Genomic DNA, 18413 nt, shown 5'->3' on the forward strand with positions numbered 1-18413 from the left:
CACTTCCCACTAGGAAGTGGCCTTTTTTTGTCCAAAGTGGTCCGGTAAGCCACATGAACACCAGCACCATTCTGCATGAAGCGGACTTCCATACCGACCACATCAATGCCCAGCTGGCGCACCAGAAGCAGCGGGTGAAGCTCATGAACTGGTGGGGCAACTACGTGGACAACTGCACCAGGGACAAGAGCATCTCACTGCCCAGGCGCACGGCCTGAAATCGGTTTGTACCCTGACCATTGTTAAAACAGGCGACACAAGGTGCACATGGCGCAGGCGGGATCAGGACGATCCTTGCCAATCGACATTGAGCACTCAGGCAGGCAATTCGTCGCAATCTTCAATGGTGCTTTCCCAGCCTTTATTTGATTCCTGGATGATGATCTTCTGGTTTGCCAGCCGTTCGACTTGATTGGTACGCTCCATGGCGCGGCGAATCGGCACATTCCCATCGGCATGAGCCGCATAGAGCAGACGCACCAACTTGTCCGCCCAGCGGGGCACCTTGCCGCTTTTTTCCCATCGGGCAACACTTTGTGCATCAACCCCCAGATGATGGCCAAGCGCAGCTTGTGAAGCCAGCATGCCCGCACTGCGCACAAAGCGGAATTCCACGCCTGTCAGATGACTGTGCTTGCGGGTGAGCGCCAGACAGACGGCTTTGGTCAGTCCCTCCTGATCGTGAATGGCCACAGCTTCGCCAAAGCGCGTCTGACGCACTTCGTATCCATTGGCAAGCCACACATTGCGCAGGCCGCCGTCCTTGTACTGCATCATGGCTATTCCTTCGTAATGTCGATCACGGTCACGATGACCAAATCAGGTGCGGGATACTCCACGTTCACCACCACCGCCACGTTCATGCCTGCCACATAGCGAACCATCCGGCAGTTGAGCCCAGCGTGCTTGATGTCCGGTTCTGGCTGGATGGCTATCTTCCCCCTCAGTAGCACGTCAAACGCCATGGAGCGGTTCACATGCCGCTTGCGCATCTGCTTTTCTGCATGGCCGGTAAACACCACATTGGCGCTATCTGCGGCCATCCTGCGGATGTGCTTTTCAAGTTGGGAGATGCTGGGATCGGCCACTCTTTACCTATCATTTTGATAGATGATCATACCGGATAAGGTACACCATGGCAATCTTCGTGGCGTCCCATTGGCCCTCTTTGGGCATTCCACTACACTGGAAAACATGCAGACAGTCCATGCGCAATGCATGGACGACGATCTGCCAGCCCCAGCCGGGAAGTAGCTATCCCGGCCATGGCAACCTGTTGCAGACCATCTACAGGGTACAAATAGGGGCAGCGACAAGATTTGTTGGAAGATGACAAATGCAGCACCCATCATCAATAAAATCAATAACTTATTTAACTGTCTCTATCCCGGCAGTCGGCCAGTTTCCCACCAGGAGCTGGCCTTTTTGTTGCCTGAAAAACAGGCGCCCGTCCCGCACTTATTCGCCTTTGTGACATCCTGATGGCTGTCACGATCCCGCGGCGCAGCCTACAATCATTGCAACAAGCGCCCCGCAGCAGGAACACAAGGAGCCCCCATGAAGAGCTGGCAATTCGCCAACCGCGCAGCCGCCATGACGCCGTCCATCATCCGCGAGATTCTCAAGGTGACGGAGCGTCCGGACATCATCAGCTTTGCTGGCGGGCTGCCCTCGCCCCAGGCGTTTCCGGTGCAGGAGTTCCGCGAGGCCTTCGACAAGGTGATGAGCGAGCATCCGCGTGCAGCCTTGCAGTACTCTTCCAGCGAAGGCTACGCCCCGTTGCGCGAATGGGTGGCGGCCTCGCTGCCCTGGCCGGTGCATCCGGATCAGGTGCTGATCACCACCGGCAGCCAGCAGGCGCTGGACCTGGTCGGCAAGGTCATGCTCGACATGGGCAGCCGCGTCATGACGCAGACCCCGACCTATCTGGGCGCGCTGCAGGCTTTCTCCGTATTCGAGCCGGAAGTGATCGGCCTGCCCAACGATGACCAGGGCGTGCAGATTGCCACGCTGGAACGCGAACAACTGCGCTACGGCGCGCGCTTTCTCTACCTGCTGCCGACCTTCCAGAACCCGACCGGCCTGACGCTGCCGACCAGCCGCCGCGAGGAGCTGGCCAGTTCGCTGCACGCGCTCGGGCTGCCGCTGGTGGAAGACAACCCCTACGGCGAACTCTGGTTCGACAACCCGCCGCCTGCCCCCATCAGCAGCCTGCTGCCGGAACAAAGCCTGTACCTGGGCTCGTTCTCCAAGGTGCTGGCACCGGGCCTGCGTCTGGGTTTTATCGTCGCTCCGGCGCATGTCTACCCCAAACTGCTGCAAGCCAAACAGGCTGCCGACCTGCACAGTCCGACGCTGAACCAGCGCCTAGCCTACGAAGTGCTGGCCCGCCCCGGCTTTCTGGACGGCCATCTGCAACGCACGCGCCAGCTCTATCGTGACCAGTGCCAGGCGATGCTGGACGCGCTGCGTCGCCACATGCCCGAAGGCGTGACCTGGAACGTGCCGCGCGGTGGCATGTTCCTGTGGCTGCGCCTGCCCGAAGGCCTGGACAGCACGCACATGCTGCCGCTGGCAGTGCAGCACGGCGTGGCCTATGTGCCCGGCGCGGCGTTCTACGACACCGGTGCCGATGTGCGCACCCTGCGCCTGAGCTTTGTCACGGCCAGCATGGAAGAGATCGATCAGGGCATCGCCCAGCTGGCACGTACCGTGAACGAGGCGCTGGAGACGCGCCGCTCAGCCAGCTGAATCGCGCAGGGTATCGGCCGGCAGCCGGTCGATTTCCTGCAGCAGGCTGGCCAGGCCCTGGCCGACCGCTTCCAGCAGCGCCTGCCCCTTGGCGGCGCTGGCCTGCGTGGCCTTGCCAGCCGCGCCGTCTGGGTGGTAGTCCTGCATTTGCCAGGCCAGCTTGGCGCTGCGGCCATTGCCCAGAATCGGAAAATGCCCGGCGCGGTATTCGGAGCTGCTGGCAAAATCGCGGATCGCCTCATTGCGCACCAGCTCCGGGTGCAGCGCCTGCATCAGGCTGGTTTCGGTCGCGCCGGCATGGATGCCGAAGCGGTGCTCGTGATCGTCAAATGCGGCACCGGCCGAACCCAGCGGCAGGTTGAACCAGCTGCAGCTGTAGACCAGCATGCCAAGACGCGCCCGCAGGTCGCGCGCCACCACATCGAGCAGGCCGACATTGCCGCCGTGCGTGTTGAACAGCACCAGCTTGCGCACACCGCTGGCGTGCACGCACTCGGCGATTTCGGTCCAGAGCCGGATCACGGTCTCGGCCCTGAGCGTGAGCGTGCCGGCAAATGCCGTGTGTTCCGGGCTGTAGCCGATCGCCTGCGTGGGCAGGAACAGCGCCGGCAAGTCCTGCGGCAGCCAGGGCAGCGTGGCCTGCAGCATGCCGTCGGCCAGCGCCGTATCCACGCACAGCGGCAGATGCGGCCCATGCTGCTCAATCGCCGCTACCGGCAACACGGCGATGGCGCGGTCCTTGTCGAGCCGGGCAAAATCGGCACTGACCCAATCGGCCCAGAAGCGGGGAAATGCGGAAATGGCGGGAACTTGCATGCCTGCATGATACCGAAAGCGCTATCGCTGCACAGGCCTTTGTCGGCCGGTTGCCTGCCGCAGCATGCCAGACGCGATAATGGTTTGCCCGATACCCGGCCTGTCCCCGGACCGGCTGTGACTACCCAGATTCCATGCCCCTGTTTTCTTCCGATTTTTCCCGCAGCCTGCGCCGGCTGGCCACGACCGGCCTGGCCGCTGCCGGCCTGCTGGCAGGCGTCAGCCAGGCCCAGACCCCGCTGCCCGGCGGCAACACCGAAGTTCATACCGACCAGATCCAGGCGCGCCTGCTGGCCCATGCGCCCGAGGGTGTGGCCGCCGGCAAGCCGGTCTGGCTCGGCCTGCAGCTGACACACCAGCCCGACTGGCACACCTACTGGAAAAATCCCGGCGACAGCGGCCAGGCCACCACGCTGAGCTGGAACCTGCCTGCCGGGGTCAGCGCCGGTGAGATCCAGTGGCCGATGCCAAGCAAGTTCCCGATCGGTCATCTGGCCAACTACGGCTACGATGCCAGCGTGCTGCTGCCGGTGCCGCTGACGCTGTCCGAAACACCGCAACAGGCCTTGCGCGTGCAACTGGAAGCCTCCTGGCTGGTGTGCCGCGTCGAGTGCATTCCGCAAAGCGGCCAGTTCGAGATCACGCTGCCGGTCCGGCAATCGATCGCCAGCCACGCCGCCCTGTTCGACGCGGCCCTGAAGCAGGTACCGCAAGCGCATCCGCAAGCCCGGGTGCAGGCCCATGTGCAGGACAACATGCTGCGTTTCGAGGCCAGCCAGCTGCCGGCGGACTGGCAGGGTCGCGCGCTCAACCTGTATCCGGAAGATCACGGCATCACCCAGCCGGCCGCTGCCGGCGAGCAGGCCTGGAACCAGGGCCAGTGGAGTCTGAGCGTGCCGCTGCAGTCCTATCGCACGGCCAGCCCGGAAACGCTGTCCGTGGTGCTGGTGCCGCAGGCCGGAGCCGATGCGCACGGCGTGATCCGCAATCTGCCCAATGCCGCAGGCATACTGGCCAGCGCCCCGGTGCAGGGCAGCTGGCCGGCGGCACAGCCCGTCAGCGGCCTGTCCCCCGAGCTGACGGCAGCACTGCAGGCGGGCAACGCGCCGCCAGACTCCGGCAATGCTCCGGTTTCACTGCTGCTGGCCCTGGGCGGCGCGCTGCTGGGCGGCCTGCTGCTCAACCTGATGCCTTGCGTCTTCCCGGTGCTGGCAATCAAGGTGATGGGTTTTGCGCGTCACGCCCACAGTCCGGCAGCGCTGCGCGCAAGCGGTATCGCCTATACGCTGGGCGTGCTGGCCAGCGTGCTGCTGCTGGGCGTGCTGCTGCTGGCGCTGCGCGCTGCCGGCGAGCAGCTGGGCTGGGGCTTCCAGCTGCAGAATCCGTGGATGGTGGCCGGCCTGGCCGCGCTCTTCACGCTGATTGCCCTCAATCTGTCCGGCCTGTTCGAGTTTGGCAACCTGTGGTCCTCCGGCCAGTACCGCAGCGACAAGGAACACCATCCGGTGCTGGATGCGCTGCTGTCCGGCGTACTGGCGGTGATCGTCGCCTCACCCTGTACCGCGCCCTTCATGGGGGCCTCCATGGGCCTGGCGATCAGCCTGCCGGCCTGGCAGGCGATGCTGCTGTTCCTGCTGCTCGGCCTCGGCCTGGCGTTGCCGGTGCTGCTGCTGTGCCTGTTCCCCGCGCTGCTGCGCTGGCTGCCGCGCCCTGGTGCCTGGATGCAGACCTTTCGCCAGCTGCTGGCCTTCCCGATGCTGGCCACAGTGCTCTGGCTGGTCTGGGTGCTGGGGCAGCAAAGCGGCATCAACGGTGCCGTCACGCTGCTGGCGCTGCTGCTGGCCGGCAGTGCGCTGATCTGGGCGCTGACGCTGCCGGGCCGCAGCCGCTGGTGGCTGGCGGCCATCTTTGCGCTGTTGCTGGCCTGGCTCGGCTGGCAGCATGGCGCACGTCTGGCAACACCGGTGGCCAGCACCAGCACAACGGCCGATGCGAACTGGCAGCCCTGGTCGGAACAGCGCGTACAGCAGGCGCTGGCGGCAGGCCAGCCGGTGTTCGTGGACTACACCGCCGCCTGGTGCATCACCTGCCAGTTCAACAAGCAGACCGTGCTGTCCAGCCCGGAATTCCTGCAGGCGGCACAGCAGAAGCAGCTGCTGTTGCTGCGTGCCGACTGGACCCGCAACGATCCGGCCATCACCGCCTCGCTGAATGCCCTGGGCCGCAACGGCGTGCCGGTGTATGTGCTGCATGACCCGGCCAAACCGCGGCAACCGCTGGTCCTGACCGAAATCCTGCGCTTGGAAAACGTGCAACAGGCCTTATCTGCCTTGTCATGACCACATAAGCACCAAGGAGACCACCTCATGTCCGACCGCATCCGCCAGATCCTGGAAAGCAACCGCACCATCGCCATCGTCGGCATGTCCGACAAACCGAACCGGGCCAGCCACGAAGTCGGGCATTACCTGCAGAAGCACGGCTACCGCATCGTGCCGGTCAACCCGCTGCTGGCCGGCCAGCAGGTGCTGGGCGAAACCGTCCATGCCGATCTGCCCACTGCGGCAGCGGCACTGCAGGCTGCCGGCGAAGCCCCGATCGACATGGTCGATGTCTTCCGCAAGAGCGAGGATGTGCCGCCGGTTGCCGACCAGGCCATTGCCATCGGTGCCAGGACCCTGTGGCTGCAACTGGCCATCACGCACCCGGAGGCCGAGCAAAAGGCGGCCGACGCCGGGCTGCAGGTGGTGCATGACAAGTGCACCAAGATCGAACACGCCCTGCTGGCCTGAACATGGGCACCGGCACCGGTCGCAAGCGCTGGCTACTGGCAGGGCCGGTAGCGCTCGCGCTGCTGGCCGGTGCCGGCCTGAGCTGGTGGTGGATGGACCGCCAGCTGGACCAGCGTACCCTGCAGGCGCAGATTCTGGCCCAGGAAATCACGCGCCAACAGAAAGAGCTGCTGGGCTACTCGCGCTACACCAGCTACCTGACGGTCAGCAAGCAGACGCTGGAAGCCCAGGTCAAGCTGCTCACCGCCACCATGGTGCGCGCCGAAGGTGTGACACAGGTGCTGGAGCGCAACATCCTCGGCATCCCGTCCAGTGGCACGGTCGCCATCTGGTACACCGCCGAATACCCGTTCGGCTTTGACCTGCAACCCGGTCAATACGATATCCGCCCCACCTCCACCGACATCGAGGTGCGGGTAAAACGGCCGCGCCTGGTGGCCACGCCGGCAGTGCGCGACCTGCGCTACCAGATCCTGTCAGGCGGCCTGTTTACCGATGAAAAAGCCGCCGTGATCAATCTCTATGCCCAGGCGGCACGTCAGGCACAGGCGCAAGGAGAACGGCTGGCATCGGATCCGGCCGTCATGGCCCTGTGCGAGAAGAAACTGACGGAATTCCTGCGTGACTTTCTGGCCAAACAGCCGGGTGTTGTTGCGGTACCGCATATCCGCATCGCCTATACCGATGCCGGGTGAAAACCCGTAGCCTCCAAGGTTTTGCACACATTCACGAATCTGTCATATTCAAGCCCTAGCATGCCTGTAACACAGTGCAACGCCGGGGCATTATCATGTCTGCGAAAGTGAAATGACACATTCATGACAGCCCCTGCCGCAAATCGGGTCACCCCGGTAGAATTCTTGCATCTGCAACATGACCCCGGGTAGCACAACTATCCGGAAAAGGAAAAAACCATGCGTGCCATCAAGGAAGCGCGAAAATTCATCAAAGCCAATCCGTCTGATCCCAGTGCCGTCACCCTGTCCCGTCTGGTACTGGCGCTCGAATCCGAAGCCGACTTCCCGATTGCCGACATCTACCTGCTGGACTACAGCAACTTCAAGATTGCCCTGCAGATCCTGGAAGAATGGCGTCTGGACCGCCACTATGCCGGCAAGTCCAAGCTGCTGGACACCTCGCGTCAGGCTGCCGATGCCAACTTGGGCAAACCGGCTGCCGCCAGCGAGTCCGCTGCCGCCCCCGCCAAGGCCAAGAACGGCAAGAGCACTGACGACAAGACCGACAGCAAGCCGGAAGCCGTGGCGGCTCCCGCCAAGACCGAAGCTGCTGCCGACAAGAAGCAGCCAGCCAAGACCAAGGCCGCCAGCAAGCGCGGCAAGTCTGACGCCAGCTAAACACGGCACCGCCTGACGAAACGGCCACAAAAAAGCGACCTGGTGGAAACACAGGTCGCTTTTTCTTGCGCATCCAGCCGTCAGGACATGAACCGTCAGGCCGCTGCCACTGCCGAATCCGGCCACAGCAGCGCATCCACGCCGTACAGCTGCGCCAGCGATTCGAGGCGCTGCGGTACCTGCTCCAGCTGCAGGCGGCCGGTGGTACGCTCCAGCTCCAGCAGCACGGCCAGCACCGAGGAGTCGAAGCGCTGCAGGCCTCCTGCGTGCACGCGCACCACCTCACTGCCCGACAGCTGGCGACACTGCGCCAGCAAGTCCTGCTGCACCTGACGGGCCGTGCCCATGGTCACTTCGGCGGGCAGTACCAGCATGGCGGCTTGATCCGGCTGCGCCATCTTACTTGCGCGCCAGTTCGCGGTTCTGCTGCTGCAGGGAGGCGATCAGGCCGTCAATCCCCCTGGAGCGCACGATGGGAGCAAATTGCTGCTGGTAGGAGTTGACCTGCCAGATGCCTTCAATGGCGATGTTGTAGACACGCCAGCCGAGTGCGCTGTTGGGGGCCTTCTCCAGGCGATAGTCGATCTTGGCCGGGCTGGAGCCGCCCAGCAGTTCGCTGCGCACCAGCACGTCGTTGCTGGCTGCACGCACCGGCAGCACCTTCAGAGAACGATTGCCGGCCATCTTGAAGGCACCGGCGTAGGTGCGCACCAGCAGCTTCTTGAATTCGTCCTGCACCTGCTTCTTCTGGGCAGGCGTGGCCTGACGCCAGGCCGGACCCACGGCGGTACCCATCATGCGCTCGAAGTTCACGTGCGGCATGACACGGCTGTCGACCAGCGCCATGATGCGGTTGACATCACCGCCCTGCACCGACTTGTCAGCCTTGATGGCAGACAGGATGTCACCAGCCACCTTCTCGACCATGGCCTGCGGACCCAGGTCGGCAGCCAGCACGCTGGTGGGCAGCACCATGGCACCACCGGCCAGCAGGGCACCCGCCACTGCGCCCAGGGACTTGTTCAGGGTACGACGATTCATCATGCAATATTCTCCTTGTTCGTTGCTACCATGGTCCGGGCATTCGCCCTCCCTCCATGGCTCAGGTATGTCTTGGATGTGTCATGGTGCCGCAGGTTCCGTCTGTCTGGCAGAACAGATGCAACAAGCTGCAAGCCGAATACGCCTGCCTGTCACATCTGGTCGCGCCTGTTGCGCCTGCGCCACGCCTCAGGGCTGCGCGGATACCGGCGCACCTGCCGGCAGCGGCTCCACCGTCATGCGGATGACACTGCCGGGAGCAGCGGCCACAGGCAGCAGTTCGGTACGGACACCAGCTGTCGGCAAGGCGGCCGTTGCTTCAGCCGCCACTGGCACGGCTGCTTCCGCAGCAACGCTATCAGCCGCAGCCGCAGCGGCGCTGTCCGCACCGTCATCTGTCGGGGGGATATAACCGGCACCCTCATCGCCGTCTACCGGCGGCAGGTAGCCATCATCCTCGCCCCCTTCCCCACCAGCTGCATCAGCGCCGGTGACGCGGGAATCGCGGTTCTGCAGGTAGGCATCCCGCGTGAAGACATAGGGATCCAGCGCGATCTGGTCGCGCAGATCGCTGACTTCCATGTACTTGTCACGCGTGCTGACCACATCCAGACCGAGCAGTGCATTGCGTGCACCCACATCGTCCAGGTGGCCCACCGGATTGCCAAAGGAATCCACCGGACGCGCAATCGTATCGCGCAGGGTGGACGGGCCGAGCAGCGGCAGCACCACGTACGGGCCGGACTGGACGCCGTAGTGCGCCAATGTCAGGCCGAAATCCTGCTTGACGCGCGGGATCTGGGCTTCGGTCGCAATGTCCAGCAGGCCACCCAGGCCGAACGTGGAGTTGATGGTGAAGCGCCAGAAGCTGTTCATGGCCTCCTGACCCTTGAACTGCATCAGGCTGTTGACCGTGGACCAGGCATCCGACAGGTTGTTGAAGAAGTTGTTCACGCCGGTCTGCACCGGGGTGGGCGTGACAAAGTCATAGGCCTGGGCGGCCGGCTTCAACACGGCACGATCCACGGCATCGTTGAACTTGTAGACGCCGCGGTTCCACGGCTCCATCGGGTCACGCGGATGGGCATCGGGGCCGGTGGCACAACCAGCCAGCACGGCCGTGGCCGACAGGCTGAGCGTCAACAGCAGACGGCCGGACGCGGGAGGAGTTGTACGGGGGGTATTCATTGGCTGGCTCCGGAGGCAGGTTCTTCGGCCGGCGGCAGGCTGCCATCGGCTTCGGCACCGCCCTTGGCGGCATCTTCCTTGGCCGAATCCAGCGCCGTGCTGTTGATCAGCTGGCCGATCAGGTTTTCCAGCACCACCGCCGACTGGGTGTTGGCAATGACCGCGCCATCCGCCCACTGCTTGTCGGAATAGCCGGCCTCGATGCCGATGTACTGGTCGCCCAGCAGGCCGCTGGTCATGATCTTCAGCATGCTGTCATCGGGAAAGTGGTATTTCTGGTCCATGTCGAGCACGGCAACCGCCTGGTAGCTCGTGTTGTCGAACTCGATGCGGTTGACCCGGCCAACCACCACGCCGGAGCTCTTGACCGCAGCCTGCGGCTTCAGGCCACCAATGTCCTGGAACTCGGCGCGCACCTGGTAGGCATCACGCGGAGCCACCGTCAGCAAATTACCGGCCTGCAGCGCCAGAAACAGCAGCGCCGCCGCCCCCAGCATCACGAACAGGCCTACCCAGATATCGATTTTTGAACGTTGCATGTGCACGCTTCCTTTGCTTGTCTTGTCCAGTTACGCGCCGAACATCATCGCCGTGAGCAGGAAATCCAGCCCCAGCACGGTCAGCGAAGCGACCACCACGGTACGCGTGGTGGCGCGGGAAACCCCTTCGGGCGTGGCGCGGGCGGTGTAGCCCTCGAGCAGCGCGATGAAGGTCACGGCCACGCCGAACACCACGCTCTTGATCACGCCATTGGCGATGTCATCCCAGATGTCGACGCCAGCCTGCATCTGGCCCCAGAAGGCACCGGCATCGAGGCCGATCAGCGGCACCGCCACCAGCCAGCCGCCCATGATGCCGACGGCACTGAAAATCAGCGCCAGCACCGGCATCGCGATGATGCCGCCCCAGAATCGCGGGGCCAGGATGCGCTTGACCGGGTTGACCGCCATCATCTCCATGGCATCGAGCTGCTCGCCAGCCTTCATCAGGCCGATCTCGGCGGTGAGCGAGGTACCGGCACGGCCGGCAAACAGCAGCCCGGTCACCACCGGACCGAGTTCACGCAGCAGGCTCAGCGCCACCATCAGGCCAACGGTTTCCGCCGAGCCGAAGCTCTTGAGGATGTAGTAGCCCTGCAGCCCCAGCACAAAGCCGACGAACAGGCCGGACACCGCGATGATGGACAGCGAATAGTTACCCAGAAAGAACACCTGGTCGCGAATCAGGCCGGGGCGTTTCCAGGCATCGAGCGAAAGCAGCAGGCGCGCGAACAGGCGCGCTCCGGTGCCGAGTCGTACCAGTTGCTGGCGCAGGGCAAAGCCGATATCGGCAGGATTGAACAGGCTCATGGCTGCTCCTTCCGGCCGGACAGGCCCAGATCGGCCGCCAAATCGGGGCCGGGGTAGTGGAAACGCACCGGGCCTTCCGGCTCGGCGTGCACGAACTGGTGTACCAGCGGATCGCTGCTGTTGCGGATCTCTTGCGGCGTACCCTGGGCAGCGATGCCGCCATTGGCCAGGATCACCAGGTGGTCGGCAATGTGGAAGGTTTCTTCCAGATCATGCGACACGATGATGCTGGTCAGGCCCATGGAGTCGTTCAGCCGGCGGATCAGGCGCGCGATGGTCCCCAGCGAGATCGGGTCCAGGCCGGCGAAGGGCTCGTCGTACATGACCAGTTCGGGATCGAGCGCAATGGCGCGTGCCAGCGCGACACGCCGCGCCATGCCGCCGGAAATCTCGCTCGGCATCAGGTCACGCGCACCACGCAGGCCGACGGCATGCAGCTTCATCAGCACGATGTCGCGGATCATGGATTCGGACAGGCGGGCGTGTTCGCGCAGCGGGAAGGCCACGTTGTCGAACACGCTCATGTCGGTGAACAGGGCACCAAACTGGAACAGCATGCCCATGCGGCGGCGCAGCGCGTACAACTCCTGTTGCGACAACTGGCCGACATCCTGGCCGCCGAGCAGCACCTGGCCCTGCTGGGCACGCTGCTGGCCGCCAATCAGGCGCAGCACCGTGGTCTTGCCACCACCGGATGCCCCCATGATGGCCGTGACCTTGCCGCGTGGCACCTCGAGCGACACGTCATCCAGGATCTTGCGCCCGCCGTCATAGCCGAAATGCACATGCCGCAGCGCGACCAGCGCCGTGGACGGCGCAGCCGACTCCGTTCCCGCCTGCGGGGAAAGTTGCGAAGTTTCTTGCATCGGACGATTCTAGTGGTTTTACCGATTGGCAGTTCACGTCATGACTTGACCTGTTGCGCCAATGGTCCATTTCCGGACGTGATTCACAGTCGGCTGACGGCTGACTCAGCCCACCAGCACCTCGCCTCGCAGCGAGTGCGGCAGCGCCTCGGTGATGCGCACATCGATCATCTGGCCGAGCAGACGGTCGCGGCCGGGCCCGGCGGCAAAGTTGACGATGCGGTTGCAGGCGGTGCGGCCCATCAGCTCTTCGGGGTTCTTGCGCGAGGGGCCTTCGACCAGGATGCGCTGCACGGTGCCGACACGGCTGGCACTGATGGCGCGCACGTTCTGCTCGATGGTGGCCTGCAGGTGCTGCAGGCGCTTGAGCTTGACTTCGTGCGGGGTGTCATCATGCAGGTTGGCGGCCGGCGTGCCGGGGCGCGGGCTGAAGATGAAGCTGAAGGAGGTGTCGTAGCCAACGTCGCCGATCAGGCGCATCATCTTCTGGAAGTCCTCTTCGGTCTCGCCAGGGAAGCCGACGATGAAGTCGCTGCTCATGGACATGTCCGGACGCACGGCGCGCAGCTTGCGAATGATGCTCTTGTACTCCATGGCGGTGTAGCCGCGCTTCATCGCCATCAGGATGCGGTCGGAGCCGTGCTGCACCGGCAGGTGCAGGTGGCTGACCAGCTGCGGCACCTTGGCGTACACGTCGATCAGGCGCTGGGTGAACTCGTTCGGGTGGCTGGTGGTGTAGCGGATGCGCTCGATGCCGGGGATATCGGCCACGTACTCGATCAGCAGGGCAAAGTCGGCGATTTCGCCGCTGTCGCCCATGGCGCCGCGGTAGGCGTTGACGTTCTGCCCCAGCAAGGTGATTTCCTTCACGCCCTGCTCGGCCAAGCCGGCCACCTCGATCAGCACTTCCTCGAACGGGCGGCTGAACTCCTCGCCGCGCGTGTAGGGCACGACGCAATAGCTGCAGTACTTGCTGCAGCCTTCCATGATGGAAACAAAGGCCGATGCGCCCTCGACACGCGCCGGCGGCAGGTGGTCGAACTTCTCGATTTCGGGAAAGCTGATGTCGACCTGCGGCTTGTGCTGGGCGTTGCTGCTGTCGAGCAGCTCCGGCAGGCGGTGCAGGGTTTGCGGGCCGAACACCACATCCACGAACGGCGCACGCTTGATGATCTCGGCACCTTCCTGGCTGGCGACACAGCCGCCCACGCCAATCTTCACGCCCCGGGCCTTCAGGTGCTTGACGCGGCCCAGGTCACTGAACACCTTTTCCTGCGCCTTTTCGCGCACCGAGCAGGTGTTGAACAGGATCAGGTCGGCCTCTTCGGGGTTGTCGGTCTTCTCGTAACCCTGGGCAGCGCCCAGCACATCGGCCATCTTGTCCGAGTCGTACTCGTTCATCTGGCAGCCAAAGGTTTTGATAAAGACTTTCTTGGGGGCGGTGGTGGTATCGGTCATGGTGCTGCAGCGGTTCGTGGTGTTGATCCAGAGGCTGGGAGAAAATAAGGGAACTGCGCATTTTAATGCGAGGCCTGCAAAGGTCCAAACTTCGCATTACCATGTGGATACACCCTGTGACGTTTCTGGTAATTCCCGCCTCATGTCTTCCCCCTCCCCCGATACCCCGACTTTCCTGCCGCACCAGCACAAGGTGCTGGGCGAACTGCTGCGCCTGCAACGCGATCCCGACGGCCTGCTGAGCAACGCGATTCCGGATGTGAACATCAACGGCATGCTGTTTGGCGGCCAGCTGATCGGCCAGTCCCTGATGGCCGCCTGCCAGGATCTGCCGGAAGACCTGATTGCGCACCAGATGCAGCTGAGCTTCCTGATGCCGGGCCGCCCGGGCGCGCCGATGCGCTACGAGGTGCTGTCGCTGATGCATGGCCGCAACTTCTCGGTGCAGCAGGTGACCGGCTGGCAGAATGAGCGCCGCATCATCGTGGCCACGGTGTCCTTCCACCGCGGCGAGCTGGGCCCGACGCACCAGGTCAGGATGCCGCAGAACGTGCCCGATCCCGAATCGCTGCCGACCATGCGCGACATGGTGCTGACCGACGAAAGCGGCCTGGTGCCAGGCCACGTGAAAGGCGCGCTGCGCCATGCCTCGATCGTGGATCTGCGCCCGCTGGACGGGCTGGATTTCCTGTTGCAGCACGTGGAAACGCACTCGTTCCGCTACTGGGTGCGCATCCGTGACACGCTGCCGGACGATCCGCAACTGCATCTGGCCGCACTCGGCTACATGTCGGACTACTGGTTCCCGTTTACCGCCCTGTCGCCGCACTTGGACAACAAGTTCACCTCCGGCCTGTTCCTGGCCAGCCTGAACCACGGCATCTGGTTCCACAACGCCGTGCGGGCCGACCAGTGGCTGCTGGTGGACGCGCGTTGCCCGGCCACCGGCCATGGCCGGGGCCTGACCGTGGGCAATATCTTCACCCAGGACGGCACGCTGGTGGCCTCGCTGGCGCAGGAAGGCCTGCAGCGCGGCTGGGTGGCGCTGGGTAGCGACATTCTGCCGCCGGGAATGCAGACGGCAGGATGAGGCTCAGGCAACACGCCTGACTCAGGCGCGCTCCACGCGCACCGGCAGGCCCTGGCGCACCACGCCGCCCGACACCGTCTCCACCCAGGTGTTGACGTGGCCGTTGCGGGTGGCATCGGCAAAGCCCAGCGTGTTCAGGCAGACGCCGGTAGCCAGCTCCGGGTTGGTCGCCATGGGCTTGCCATCGACATGGTGCTCGCGCGCACCCAGTTCCCAGTGACCATAGCCATGCTCGATGGCAATCGCGCCTTGCCGGATACCGTCACGCACGATGGCCACACCGACCAGGCTGCCGCCCGGGCTGGTGGCGCGCGGCCTGCCCAACAAGCTGGTCGCGCGCGAACTCGACATCAGCGAAAAAACCGTGCATATCCACCGCCAGCACGTGATGGAAAAAACCGGCCTGAGCAGCGCCGCCGAACTGGCGCGGCTGATCCTGCAGGCGGATCCGCGCGGGCTGGATTGAATGCGCGCCCGTCAGGCGAGCTCTGCCTGTCGTCGTGGCGACACGCCGCGCGCGCTGCACGGATCAGCATCATGGCAGCGCCCGGCCGCCGGCAATTCCCACTGCCGGGCCGTGACGGCCTGGACACGCAGCCATTGCTGGTGGCTGCAGTGGTTGGTAGAAGTCACTTGGACATGTGTATGCATCATGGGCATCATGGATATATCTCCTGGTTATCGTTATGGAAGCAGGCAAGGCTGCGCCCTGCCCGCAGTAGCGGGTGCGTCATGGAAACGGGAATGGCGGGGTGTCCGGCGCAGGCCAGGCGGGCGGACACGACAGCATCAGGGCTGTCCCACAGATCGGCATACAGGCAACAAGGCCTGCACAGGCCAGACGCACACCCGGAACAGGAAGCCGCAGGCCTCCGGTGTGCAGGGCACTCGGGCCCGCGACATGCCGCCCCTGGCCCGGGACGGCAGCTGCCCCGCATGGCGAGGGGCAAACAAAAAGGGTTTAGCCGCCTGAGCAGCTAAACCCTTGACATGTCTGGTGGCGCTTCACGGATTCGAACCGCGGACCTGTGGATTATGATTCCATCGCTCTAACCGACTGAGCTAAAGCGCCGAAGATCGACATTGTAGCAGTATTTTGGCCGGCGTGTCACAAAAATGTGCTGCCGACCCAAAAAAAATCAGTTGTTGGTGAAGTTCGCCGGACGCTTCTCGACGAAGGCGGCCATGCCTTCCTTCTGGTCGTTGGTGGCAAACAGGCTGTGGAACAGGCGACGCTCGAACCACACGCCGTCGTTCAGCGAGCCTTCAAAGGCGCGGTTCACGGCTTCCTTGGCAGCGTACACGGTCAGGCGTGGCATGCTGGCGATCAGCAGGGCGGCACCCAGGGTTTCTTCCATCAGCTTGTCCAGCGGCACCACGCGGCTCACCAGGCTGGCGCGCTCGGCTTCCTCGGCGTTCATCATGCGCGCGGTCAGGCACATGTCCATGGCCTTGCTCTTGCCCACGGCGCGCGGGAGGCGCTGCGTACCGCCGGCACCGGGAATCACGCCCAGCTTGATTTCCGGCTGGCCGAACTTGGCATTGTCGGCAGCGATGATGAAGTCGCACATCATGGCCAGCTCACAGCCGCCACCCAGGGCGTAGCCACTCACGGCAGCAATCACCGGCTTGCGGATGGTGCGGATGCCTTCCCAGTTGCGGGTGATGTAGTCACCGCCGTAGGCATCGGCAAAGTTGTAGGAAGCCATGGCACCGATGTCGGCACCTGCGGCAAACGCCTTTTCGCTGCCGGTCACGACGATACAGCCGATCTTGTCGTCAGCGTCAAACGCCTTCAGCGCCGCGCCCAGCTCGTCCATCAGGGTGTCGTTCAGGGCGTTCAGGGCCTTGGGGCGGTTCAGCGTGACAATGCCGACCTTCTCGCCTTCCACGCGGGTTTCAATGCAGGTATAGCTCATGGGGGTGTCTCTCCTCTAGATCATGGGGGGATATCGATGATTCCACCTGCACTATAAACGACAACGGTGACGTATACGTCAGTTGCGCACGCGGCAGACGGCCACAATAGCTGGGATAATCTTGCGCCATGTCTGCTGTCATCGACAAGCCCCCTTTCTGGCGTACCGCCCTGTCCCTGTTCAAGGGCTTTGACGGCTGGCTTGCGCTGGCCATTCTGCTGCTGATGGGCATCGGCCTGACGGCCATGTACTCCTCCGGTTTCGACCATGGCACGCGCTTTGTCGACCACGGCCGCAACATGCTGCTGGCCTGGGGCATCATCCTGACCGTGGCCATGGTGCCGCAACAGCGGCTGCAGCAGCTGGCGCTGCCGCTCTACACCCTGGGCGCGGTGCTGCTGGTCGCGGTGCTGCTGTTCGGCATTACCAAGAAGGGCGCCACGCGCTGGATCAATATCGGCATCGTGATCCAGCCCAGCGAGCTGCTCAAGATTGCTGCGCCGATGATGCTGGCCTGGTGGTTCCAGCGCCGCGAAGGCACACCGCAGACCATGGATTACGTGATCGCCTTCGGCCTGCTGCTGCTGCCGGTCGGCCTGATCATGAAACAGCCTGACCTGGGCACCGCCCTGCTGGTGCTGATGACCGGCGCCTCGGTGATCTTCTTTGCCGGCCTGAGCTGGAAACTGGTACTGCCGCCCATCATGCTGGGCGCCATCGCCATCACCCTGCTGGTCTGGAATGGCGATGCCCTGTGCCAGCCCGGGGTCGACTGGCATGTGCTGCACGAATACCAGCGCCAGCGCGTCTGCACCCTGCTCGACCCGACGCGCGACCCGCTCGGCAAGGGCTTCCACATCCTGCAGGGCATGATCGCCATCGGCTCCGGCGGCGTCTGGGGCAAGGGTTTCATGCAGGGCACGCAAACCCATCTGGAATTCATTCCGGAGCGCACCACCGACTTCATCTTTGCCGCCTATTCGGAGGAGTTCGGCTTTCTCGGCAACATCGTGCTGCTGCTGGCCTTCATCTTCCTGGTGGCGCGCATCTTCATCATCGCCGCCCAGGCCAGCACGCGCTTTGGCCGGCTGATGGCCGGCTCCATCGGCGTGATGTTCTTCACCTACAGCTTTGTCAATATGGGCATGGTCAGCGGCATTCTGCCGGTGGTGGGCGTGCCGCTGCCCTTCATCAGCTATGGCGGTACCGCCATGGTCACGCTGGGGCTGTCACTCGGCATCCTGTTCTCGATTGCGCGTGACCGGCGCACCTTCCACAGCTGAACCGCACTTGTCTGCCAGCTTGCGTGACATATGCACGCAAGTACCTGTTCCACTGCCGATTTTTTCGTCTTACCATAGGCGCGCAGACCTGTCTGGCAGGGGCCGGACACAGGTGTCTGCACCTTCCCACAGGAGACGCACATGGCAGGCCAGTTCGATCTGAAAAAATCCAGCAACGGCAAGTTCTTCTTCACGCTCAAGGCCAGCAACGGCCAGGCCATCCTGAGCAGCGAGATGTACGAAACCCGTGCCAGCGCCAGCAAGGGCATCGCCTCGGTGCAGAAGAATGCGGCCGATGCCGCGCGCTTCCAGCGTCTGGAAGGCAAGGATGGTTCGCCCTACTTCGTGCTCAAGGCCGCCAACCACCAGATCATCGGGCAAAGCCAGATGTACAAGAGTGAAGCCTCGCGCGACAACGGCATCGAATCGGTGATGAAGCACGCCCCCGATGCCAGCGTCAACGACCTGACCGTCGCGGACTGATTCGCCCGGCCCCGCACGCCAT

At 63.8% G+C, this 18413-nt stretch carries 21 protein-coding genes, 1 tRNA gene and 1 pseudogene; 10 read left to right on the forward strand and 13 right to left on the reverse strand.

Annotation, left to right across the window (positions count from 1 at the left end; all coding sequences use genetic code 11):
* Positions 1–53: 53 nt before the first annotated feature.
* On the forward strand, positions 54–218 hold the full coding sequence (locus C513_RS14230; protein ID WP_018714513.1) for a hypothetical protein: 165 nt from the start codon (positions 54–56) through the stop codon (positions 216–218).
* A gap of 97 nt (positions 219–315) precedes the next feature.
* Here C513_RS14230 and C513_RS0102815 read toward each other — a convergent pair whose 3' ends face one another.
* Positions 316–777 (reverse strand): helix-turn-helix domain-containing protein, encoded by a 462-nt coding sequence (locus C513_RS0102815; RefSeq protein WP_018714514.1) that lies wholly within the window; start codon positions 775–777, stop codon positions 316–318.
* 2 nt (positions 778–779) lie between these two features.
* A complete protein-coding gene (locus C513_RS0102820; protein WP_156816021.1) occupies positions 780–1088 on the reverse strand; it encodes a DUF4258 domain-containing protein in 309 nt (102 codons plus the stop codon).
* 469 nt (positions 1089–1557) lie between these two features.
* Here C513_RS0102820 and C513_RS0102825 point away from each other — a divergent pair, with 469 nt between their 5' ends.
* Positions 1558–2751: an aminotransferase-like domain-containing protein gene (locus C513_RS0102825; RefSeq protein WP_018714516.1), complete on the forward strand. Its 1194-nt coding sequence runs from the start codon at positions 1558–1560 to the stop codon at positions 2749–2751.
* On the opposite strand, the gene C513_RS0102830 is transcribed toward C513_RS0102825, so the two are convergent.
* A complete protein-coding gene (locus C513_RS0102830) occupies positions 2740–3567 on the reverse strand; it encodes a creatininase family protein (protein WP_018714517.1) in 828 nt (275 codons plus the stop codon). The genes C513_RS0102825 and C513_RS0102830 overlap by 12 nt on opposite strands.
* Positions 3568–3701: 134 nt before the next feature.
* On the opposite strand from C513_RS0102830, the gene C513_RS0102835 reads away from it, so the two are divergent.
* The 4 genes from C513_RS0102835 (at position 3702) to C513_RS14565 (ending at position 7714) form a co-directional block, all read left to right on the forward strand.
* Positions 3702–5906, forward strand: coding sequence for a protein-disulfide reductase DsbD family protein (locus tag C513_RS0102835; protein ID WP_018714518.1), 2205 nt, complete (start codon positions 3702–3704; stop codon positions 5904–5906).
* 27 nt (positions 5907–5933) lie between these two features.
* On the forward strand, positions 5934–6359 hold the full coding sequence (locus C513_RS0102840; RefSeq protein ID WP_018714519.1) for a CoA-binding protein: 426 nt from the start codon (positions 5934–5936) through the stop codon (positions 6357–6359).
* A gap of 2 nt (positions 6360–6361) precedes the next feature.
* Positions 6362–7054 (forward strand): hypothetical protein, encoded by a 693-nt coding sequence (locus C513_RS0102845; protein ID WP_018714520.1) that lies wholly within the window; start codon positions 6362–6364, stop codon positions 7052–7054.
* Positions 7055–7273: 219 nt separating this feature from the next.
* The gene (locus C513_RS14565; protein ID WP_018714521.1) at positions 7274–7714 is read left to right on the forward strand and encodes a hypothetical protein; all 441 of its coding nucleotides are present in this window, start codon (positions 7274–7276) and stop codon (positions 7712–7714) included.
* Positions 7715–7809: 95 nt separating this feature from the next.
* On the opposite strand, the gene C513_RS0102855 is transcribed toward C513_RS14565, so the two are convergent.
* From C513_RS0102855 to miaB, 7 genes are all read right to left on the reverse strand, one after another.
* Positions 7810–8088, reverse strand: a complete 279-nt coding sequence (locus tag C513_RS0102855) for an STAS domain-containing protein (protein WP_026320483.1) — start codon at positions 8086–8088, stop codon at positions 7810–7812.
* A 25-nt stretch (positions 8089–8113) separates the two neighbouring features.
* Complete coding sequence (locus C513_RS0102860) at positions 8114–8758, reverse strand: MlaC/ttg2D family ABC transporter substrate-binding protein (RefSeq protein WP_018714523.1); 645 nt, start codon at positions 8756–8758, stop codon at positions 8114–8116.
* A 186-nt stretch (positions 8759–8944) separates the two neighbouring features.
* A complete protein-coding gene (locus C513_RS12550; RefSeq protein WP_018714524.1) occupies positions 8945–9943 on the reverse strand; it encodes an MlaA family lipoprotein in 999 nt (332 codons plus the stop codon).
* Positions 9940–10482 (reverse strand): outer membrane lipid asymmetry maintenance protein MlaD, encoded by a 543-nt coding sequence (gene mlaD, locus C513_RS0102870; protein WP_018714525.1) that lies wholly within the window; start codon positions 10480–10482, stop codon positions 9940–9942. The genes C513_RS12550 and mlaD overlap by 4 nt, the downstream gene beginning before the upstream one ends.
* A gap of 30 nt (positions 10483–10512) precedes the next feature.
* A complete protein-coding gene (mlaE, locus tag C513_RS0102875) occupies positions 10513–11292 on the reverse strand; it encodes a lipid asymmetry maintenance ABC transporter permease subunit MlaE (RefSeq protein WP_018714526.1) in 780 nt (259 codons plus the stop codon).
* A complete protein-coding gene (locus tag C513_RS0102880) occupies positions 11289–12158 on the reverse strand; it encodes an ABC transporter ATP-binding protein (RefSeq protein WP_018714527.1) in 870 nt (289 codons plus the stop codon). Before C513_RS0102880 ends, mlaE begins: the two co-directional genes overlap by 4 nt.
* Before the next feature lie 105 nt (positions 12159–12263).
* Positions 12264–13616: a tRNA (N6-isopentenyl adenosine(37)-C2)-methylthiotransferase MiaB gene (miaB, locus tag C513_RS0102885; protein ID WP_018714528.1), complete on the reverse strand. Its 1353-nt coding sequence runs from the start codon at positions 13614–13616 to the stop codon at positions 12264–12266.
* A gap of 142 nt (positions 13617–13758) precedes the next feature.
* Here miaB and C513_RS12555 point away from each other — a divergent pair, with 142 nt between their 5' ends.
* Positions 13759–14706, forward strand: a complete 948-nt coding sequence (locus C513_RS12555; protein WP_018714529.1) for an acyl-CoA thioesterase — start codon at positions 13759–13761, stop codon at positions 14704–14706.
* A 21-nt stretch (positions 14707–14727) separates the two neighbouring features.
* On the opposite strand, the pseudogene C513_RS0102895 reads toward C513_RS12555, so the two are convergent.
* A pseudogene (locus C513_RS0102895) lies at positions 14728–15018 on the reverse strand (hypothetical protein); the annotation flags it as partial.
* On the opposite strand from C513_RS0102895, the gene C513_RS0102900 reads away from it, so the two are divergent.
* Positions 14978–15172, forward strand: coding sequence for a LuxR C-terminal-related transcriptional regulator (locus C513_RS0102900; protein ID WP_018714531.1), 195 nt, complete (start codon positions 14978–14980; stop codon positions 15170–15172). The pseudogene C513_RS0102895 and the gene C513_RS0102900 sit on opposite strands and share 41 nt — an antisense overlap.
* Positions 15173–15701: 529 nt before the next feature.
* On the opposite strand, the gene C513_RS0102905 is transcribed toward C513_RS0102900, so the two are convergent.
* Together C513_RS0102905 and C513_RS0102910 are read right to left on the reverse strand one after the other, a co-directional pair.
* A tRNA-Met gene (locus C513_RS0102905) sits at positions 15702–15778 on the reverse strand.
* Positions 15779–15845: 67 nt separating this feature from the next.
* Complete coding sequence (locus C513_RS0102910) at positions 15846–16625, reverse strand: enoyl-CoA hydratase (RefSeq protein WP_018714532.1); 780 nt, start codon at positions 16623–16625, stop codon at positions 15846–15848.
* 128 nt (positions 16626–16753) lie between these two features.
* On the opposite strand from C513_RS0102910, the gene rodA reads away from it, so the two are divergent.
* On the forward strand, positions 16754–17908 hold the full coding sequence (gene rodA / locus C513_RS0102915; protein WP_018714533.1) for a rod shape-determining protein RodA: 1155 nt from the start codon (positions 16754–16756) through the stop codon (positions 17906–17908).
* Positions 17909–18049: 141 nt separating this feature from the next.
* Entirely contained in the window at positions 18050–18391 is a 342-nt protein-coding gene (locus tag C513_RS0102920) for a YegP family protein (RefSeq protein ID WP_018714534.1), read from the forward strand.
* Positions 18392–18413 lie beyond the last annotated feature (22 nt).

It is taken from the genome of Allobrachymonas chironomi DSM 19884, assembly GCF_000374625.1.
In the GTDB taxonomy this organism is placed as follows: domain Bacteria; phylum Pseudomonadota; class Gammaproteobacteria; order Burkholderiales; family Burkholderiaceae_C; genus Brachymonas; species Brachymonas chironomi.

Excerpts from the sequence above, each read along its gene's own strand:
- C513_RS14230 (WP_018714513.1), top strand. The coding sequence starts at position 54 with ATGAACACCAGCACCATTCTGCATGAAGCGGACTTCCATACCGACCAC.
- C513_RS0102815 (WP_018714514.1), bottom strand. The coding sequence starts at position 777 with ATGATGCAGTACAAGGACGGCGGCCTGCGCAATGTGTGGCTTGCCAAT.
- C513_RS0102825 (WP_018714516.1), top strand. The coding sequence starts at position 1,558 with ATGAAGAGCTGGCAATTCGCCAACCGCGCAGCCGCCATGACGCCGTCC.
- C513_RS0102830 (WP_018714517.1), bottom strand. The coding sequence starts at position 3,567 with ATGCAAGTTCCCGCCATTTCCGCATTTCCCCGCTTCTGGGCCGATTGG.
- C513_RS0102835 (WP_018714518.1), top strand. The coding sequence starts at position 3,702 with ATGCCCCTGTTTTCTTCCGATTTTTCCCGCAGCCTGCGCCGGCTGGCC.
- C513_RS0102840 (WP_018714519.1), top strand. The coding sequence starts at position 5,934 with ATGTCCGACCGCATCCGCCAGATCCTGGAAAGCAACCGCACCATCGCC.
- C513_RS0102845 (WP_018714520.1), top strand. The coding sequence starts at position 6,362 with ATGGGCACCGGCACCGGTCGCAAGCGCTGGCTACTGGCAGGGCCGGTA.
- C513_RS14565 (WP_018714521.1), top strand. The coding sequence starts at position 7,274 with ATGCGTGCCATCAAGGAAGCGCGAAAATTCATCAAAGCCAATCCGTCT.
- C513_RS0102855 (WP_026320483.1), bottom strand. The coding sequence starts at position 8,088 with ATGCTGGTACTGCCCGCCGAAGTGACCATGGGCACGGCCCGTCAGGTG.
- C513_RS0102860 (WP_018714523.1), bottom strand. The coding sequence starts at position 8,758 with ATGATGAATCGTCGTACCCTGAACAAGTCCCTGGGCGCAGTGGCGGGT.
- C513_RS12550 (WP_018714524.1), bottom strand. The coding sequence starts at position 9,943 with ATGAATACCCCCCGTACAACTCCTCCCGCGTCCGGCCGTCTGCTGTTG.
- mlaD (WP_018714525.1), bottom strand. The coding sequence starts at position 10,482 with ATGCAACGTTCAAAAATCGATATCTGGGTAGGCCTGTTCGTGATGCTG.
- mlaE (WP_018714526.1), bottom strand. The coding sequence starts at position 11,292 with ATGAGCCTGTTCAATCCTGCCGATATCGGCTTTGCCCTGCGCCAGCAA.
- C513_RS0102880 (WP_018714527.1), bottom strand. The coding sequence starts at position 12,158 with ATGCAAGAAACTTCGCAACTTTCCCCGCAGGCGGGAACGGAGTCGGCT.
- miaB (WP_018714528.1), bottom strand. The coding sequence starts at position 13,616 with ATGACCGATACCACCACCGCCCCCAAGAAAGTCTTTATCAAAACCTTT.
- C513_RS12555 (WP_018714529.1), top strand. The coding sequence starts at position 13,759 with ATGTCTTCCCCCTCCCCCGATACCCCGACTTTCCTGCCGCACCAGCAC.
- C513_RS0102900 (WP_018714531.1), top strand. The coding sequence starts at position 14,978 with ATGGCCACACCGACCAGGCTGCCGCCCGGGCTGGTGGCGCGCGGCCTG.
- C513_RS0102910 (WP_018714532.1), bottom strand. The coding sequence starts at position 16,625 with ATGAGCTATACCTGCATTGAAACCCGCGTGGAAGGCGAGAAGGTCGGC.
- rodA (WP_018714533.1), top strand. The coding sequence starts at position 16,754 with ATGTCTGCTGTCATCGACAAGCCCCCTTTCTGGCGTACCGCCCTGTCC.
- C513_RS0102920 (WP_018714534.1), top strand. The coding sequence starts at position 18,050 with ATGGCAGGCCAGTTCGATCTGAAAAAATCCAGCAACGGCAAGTTCTTC.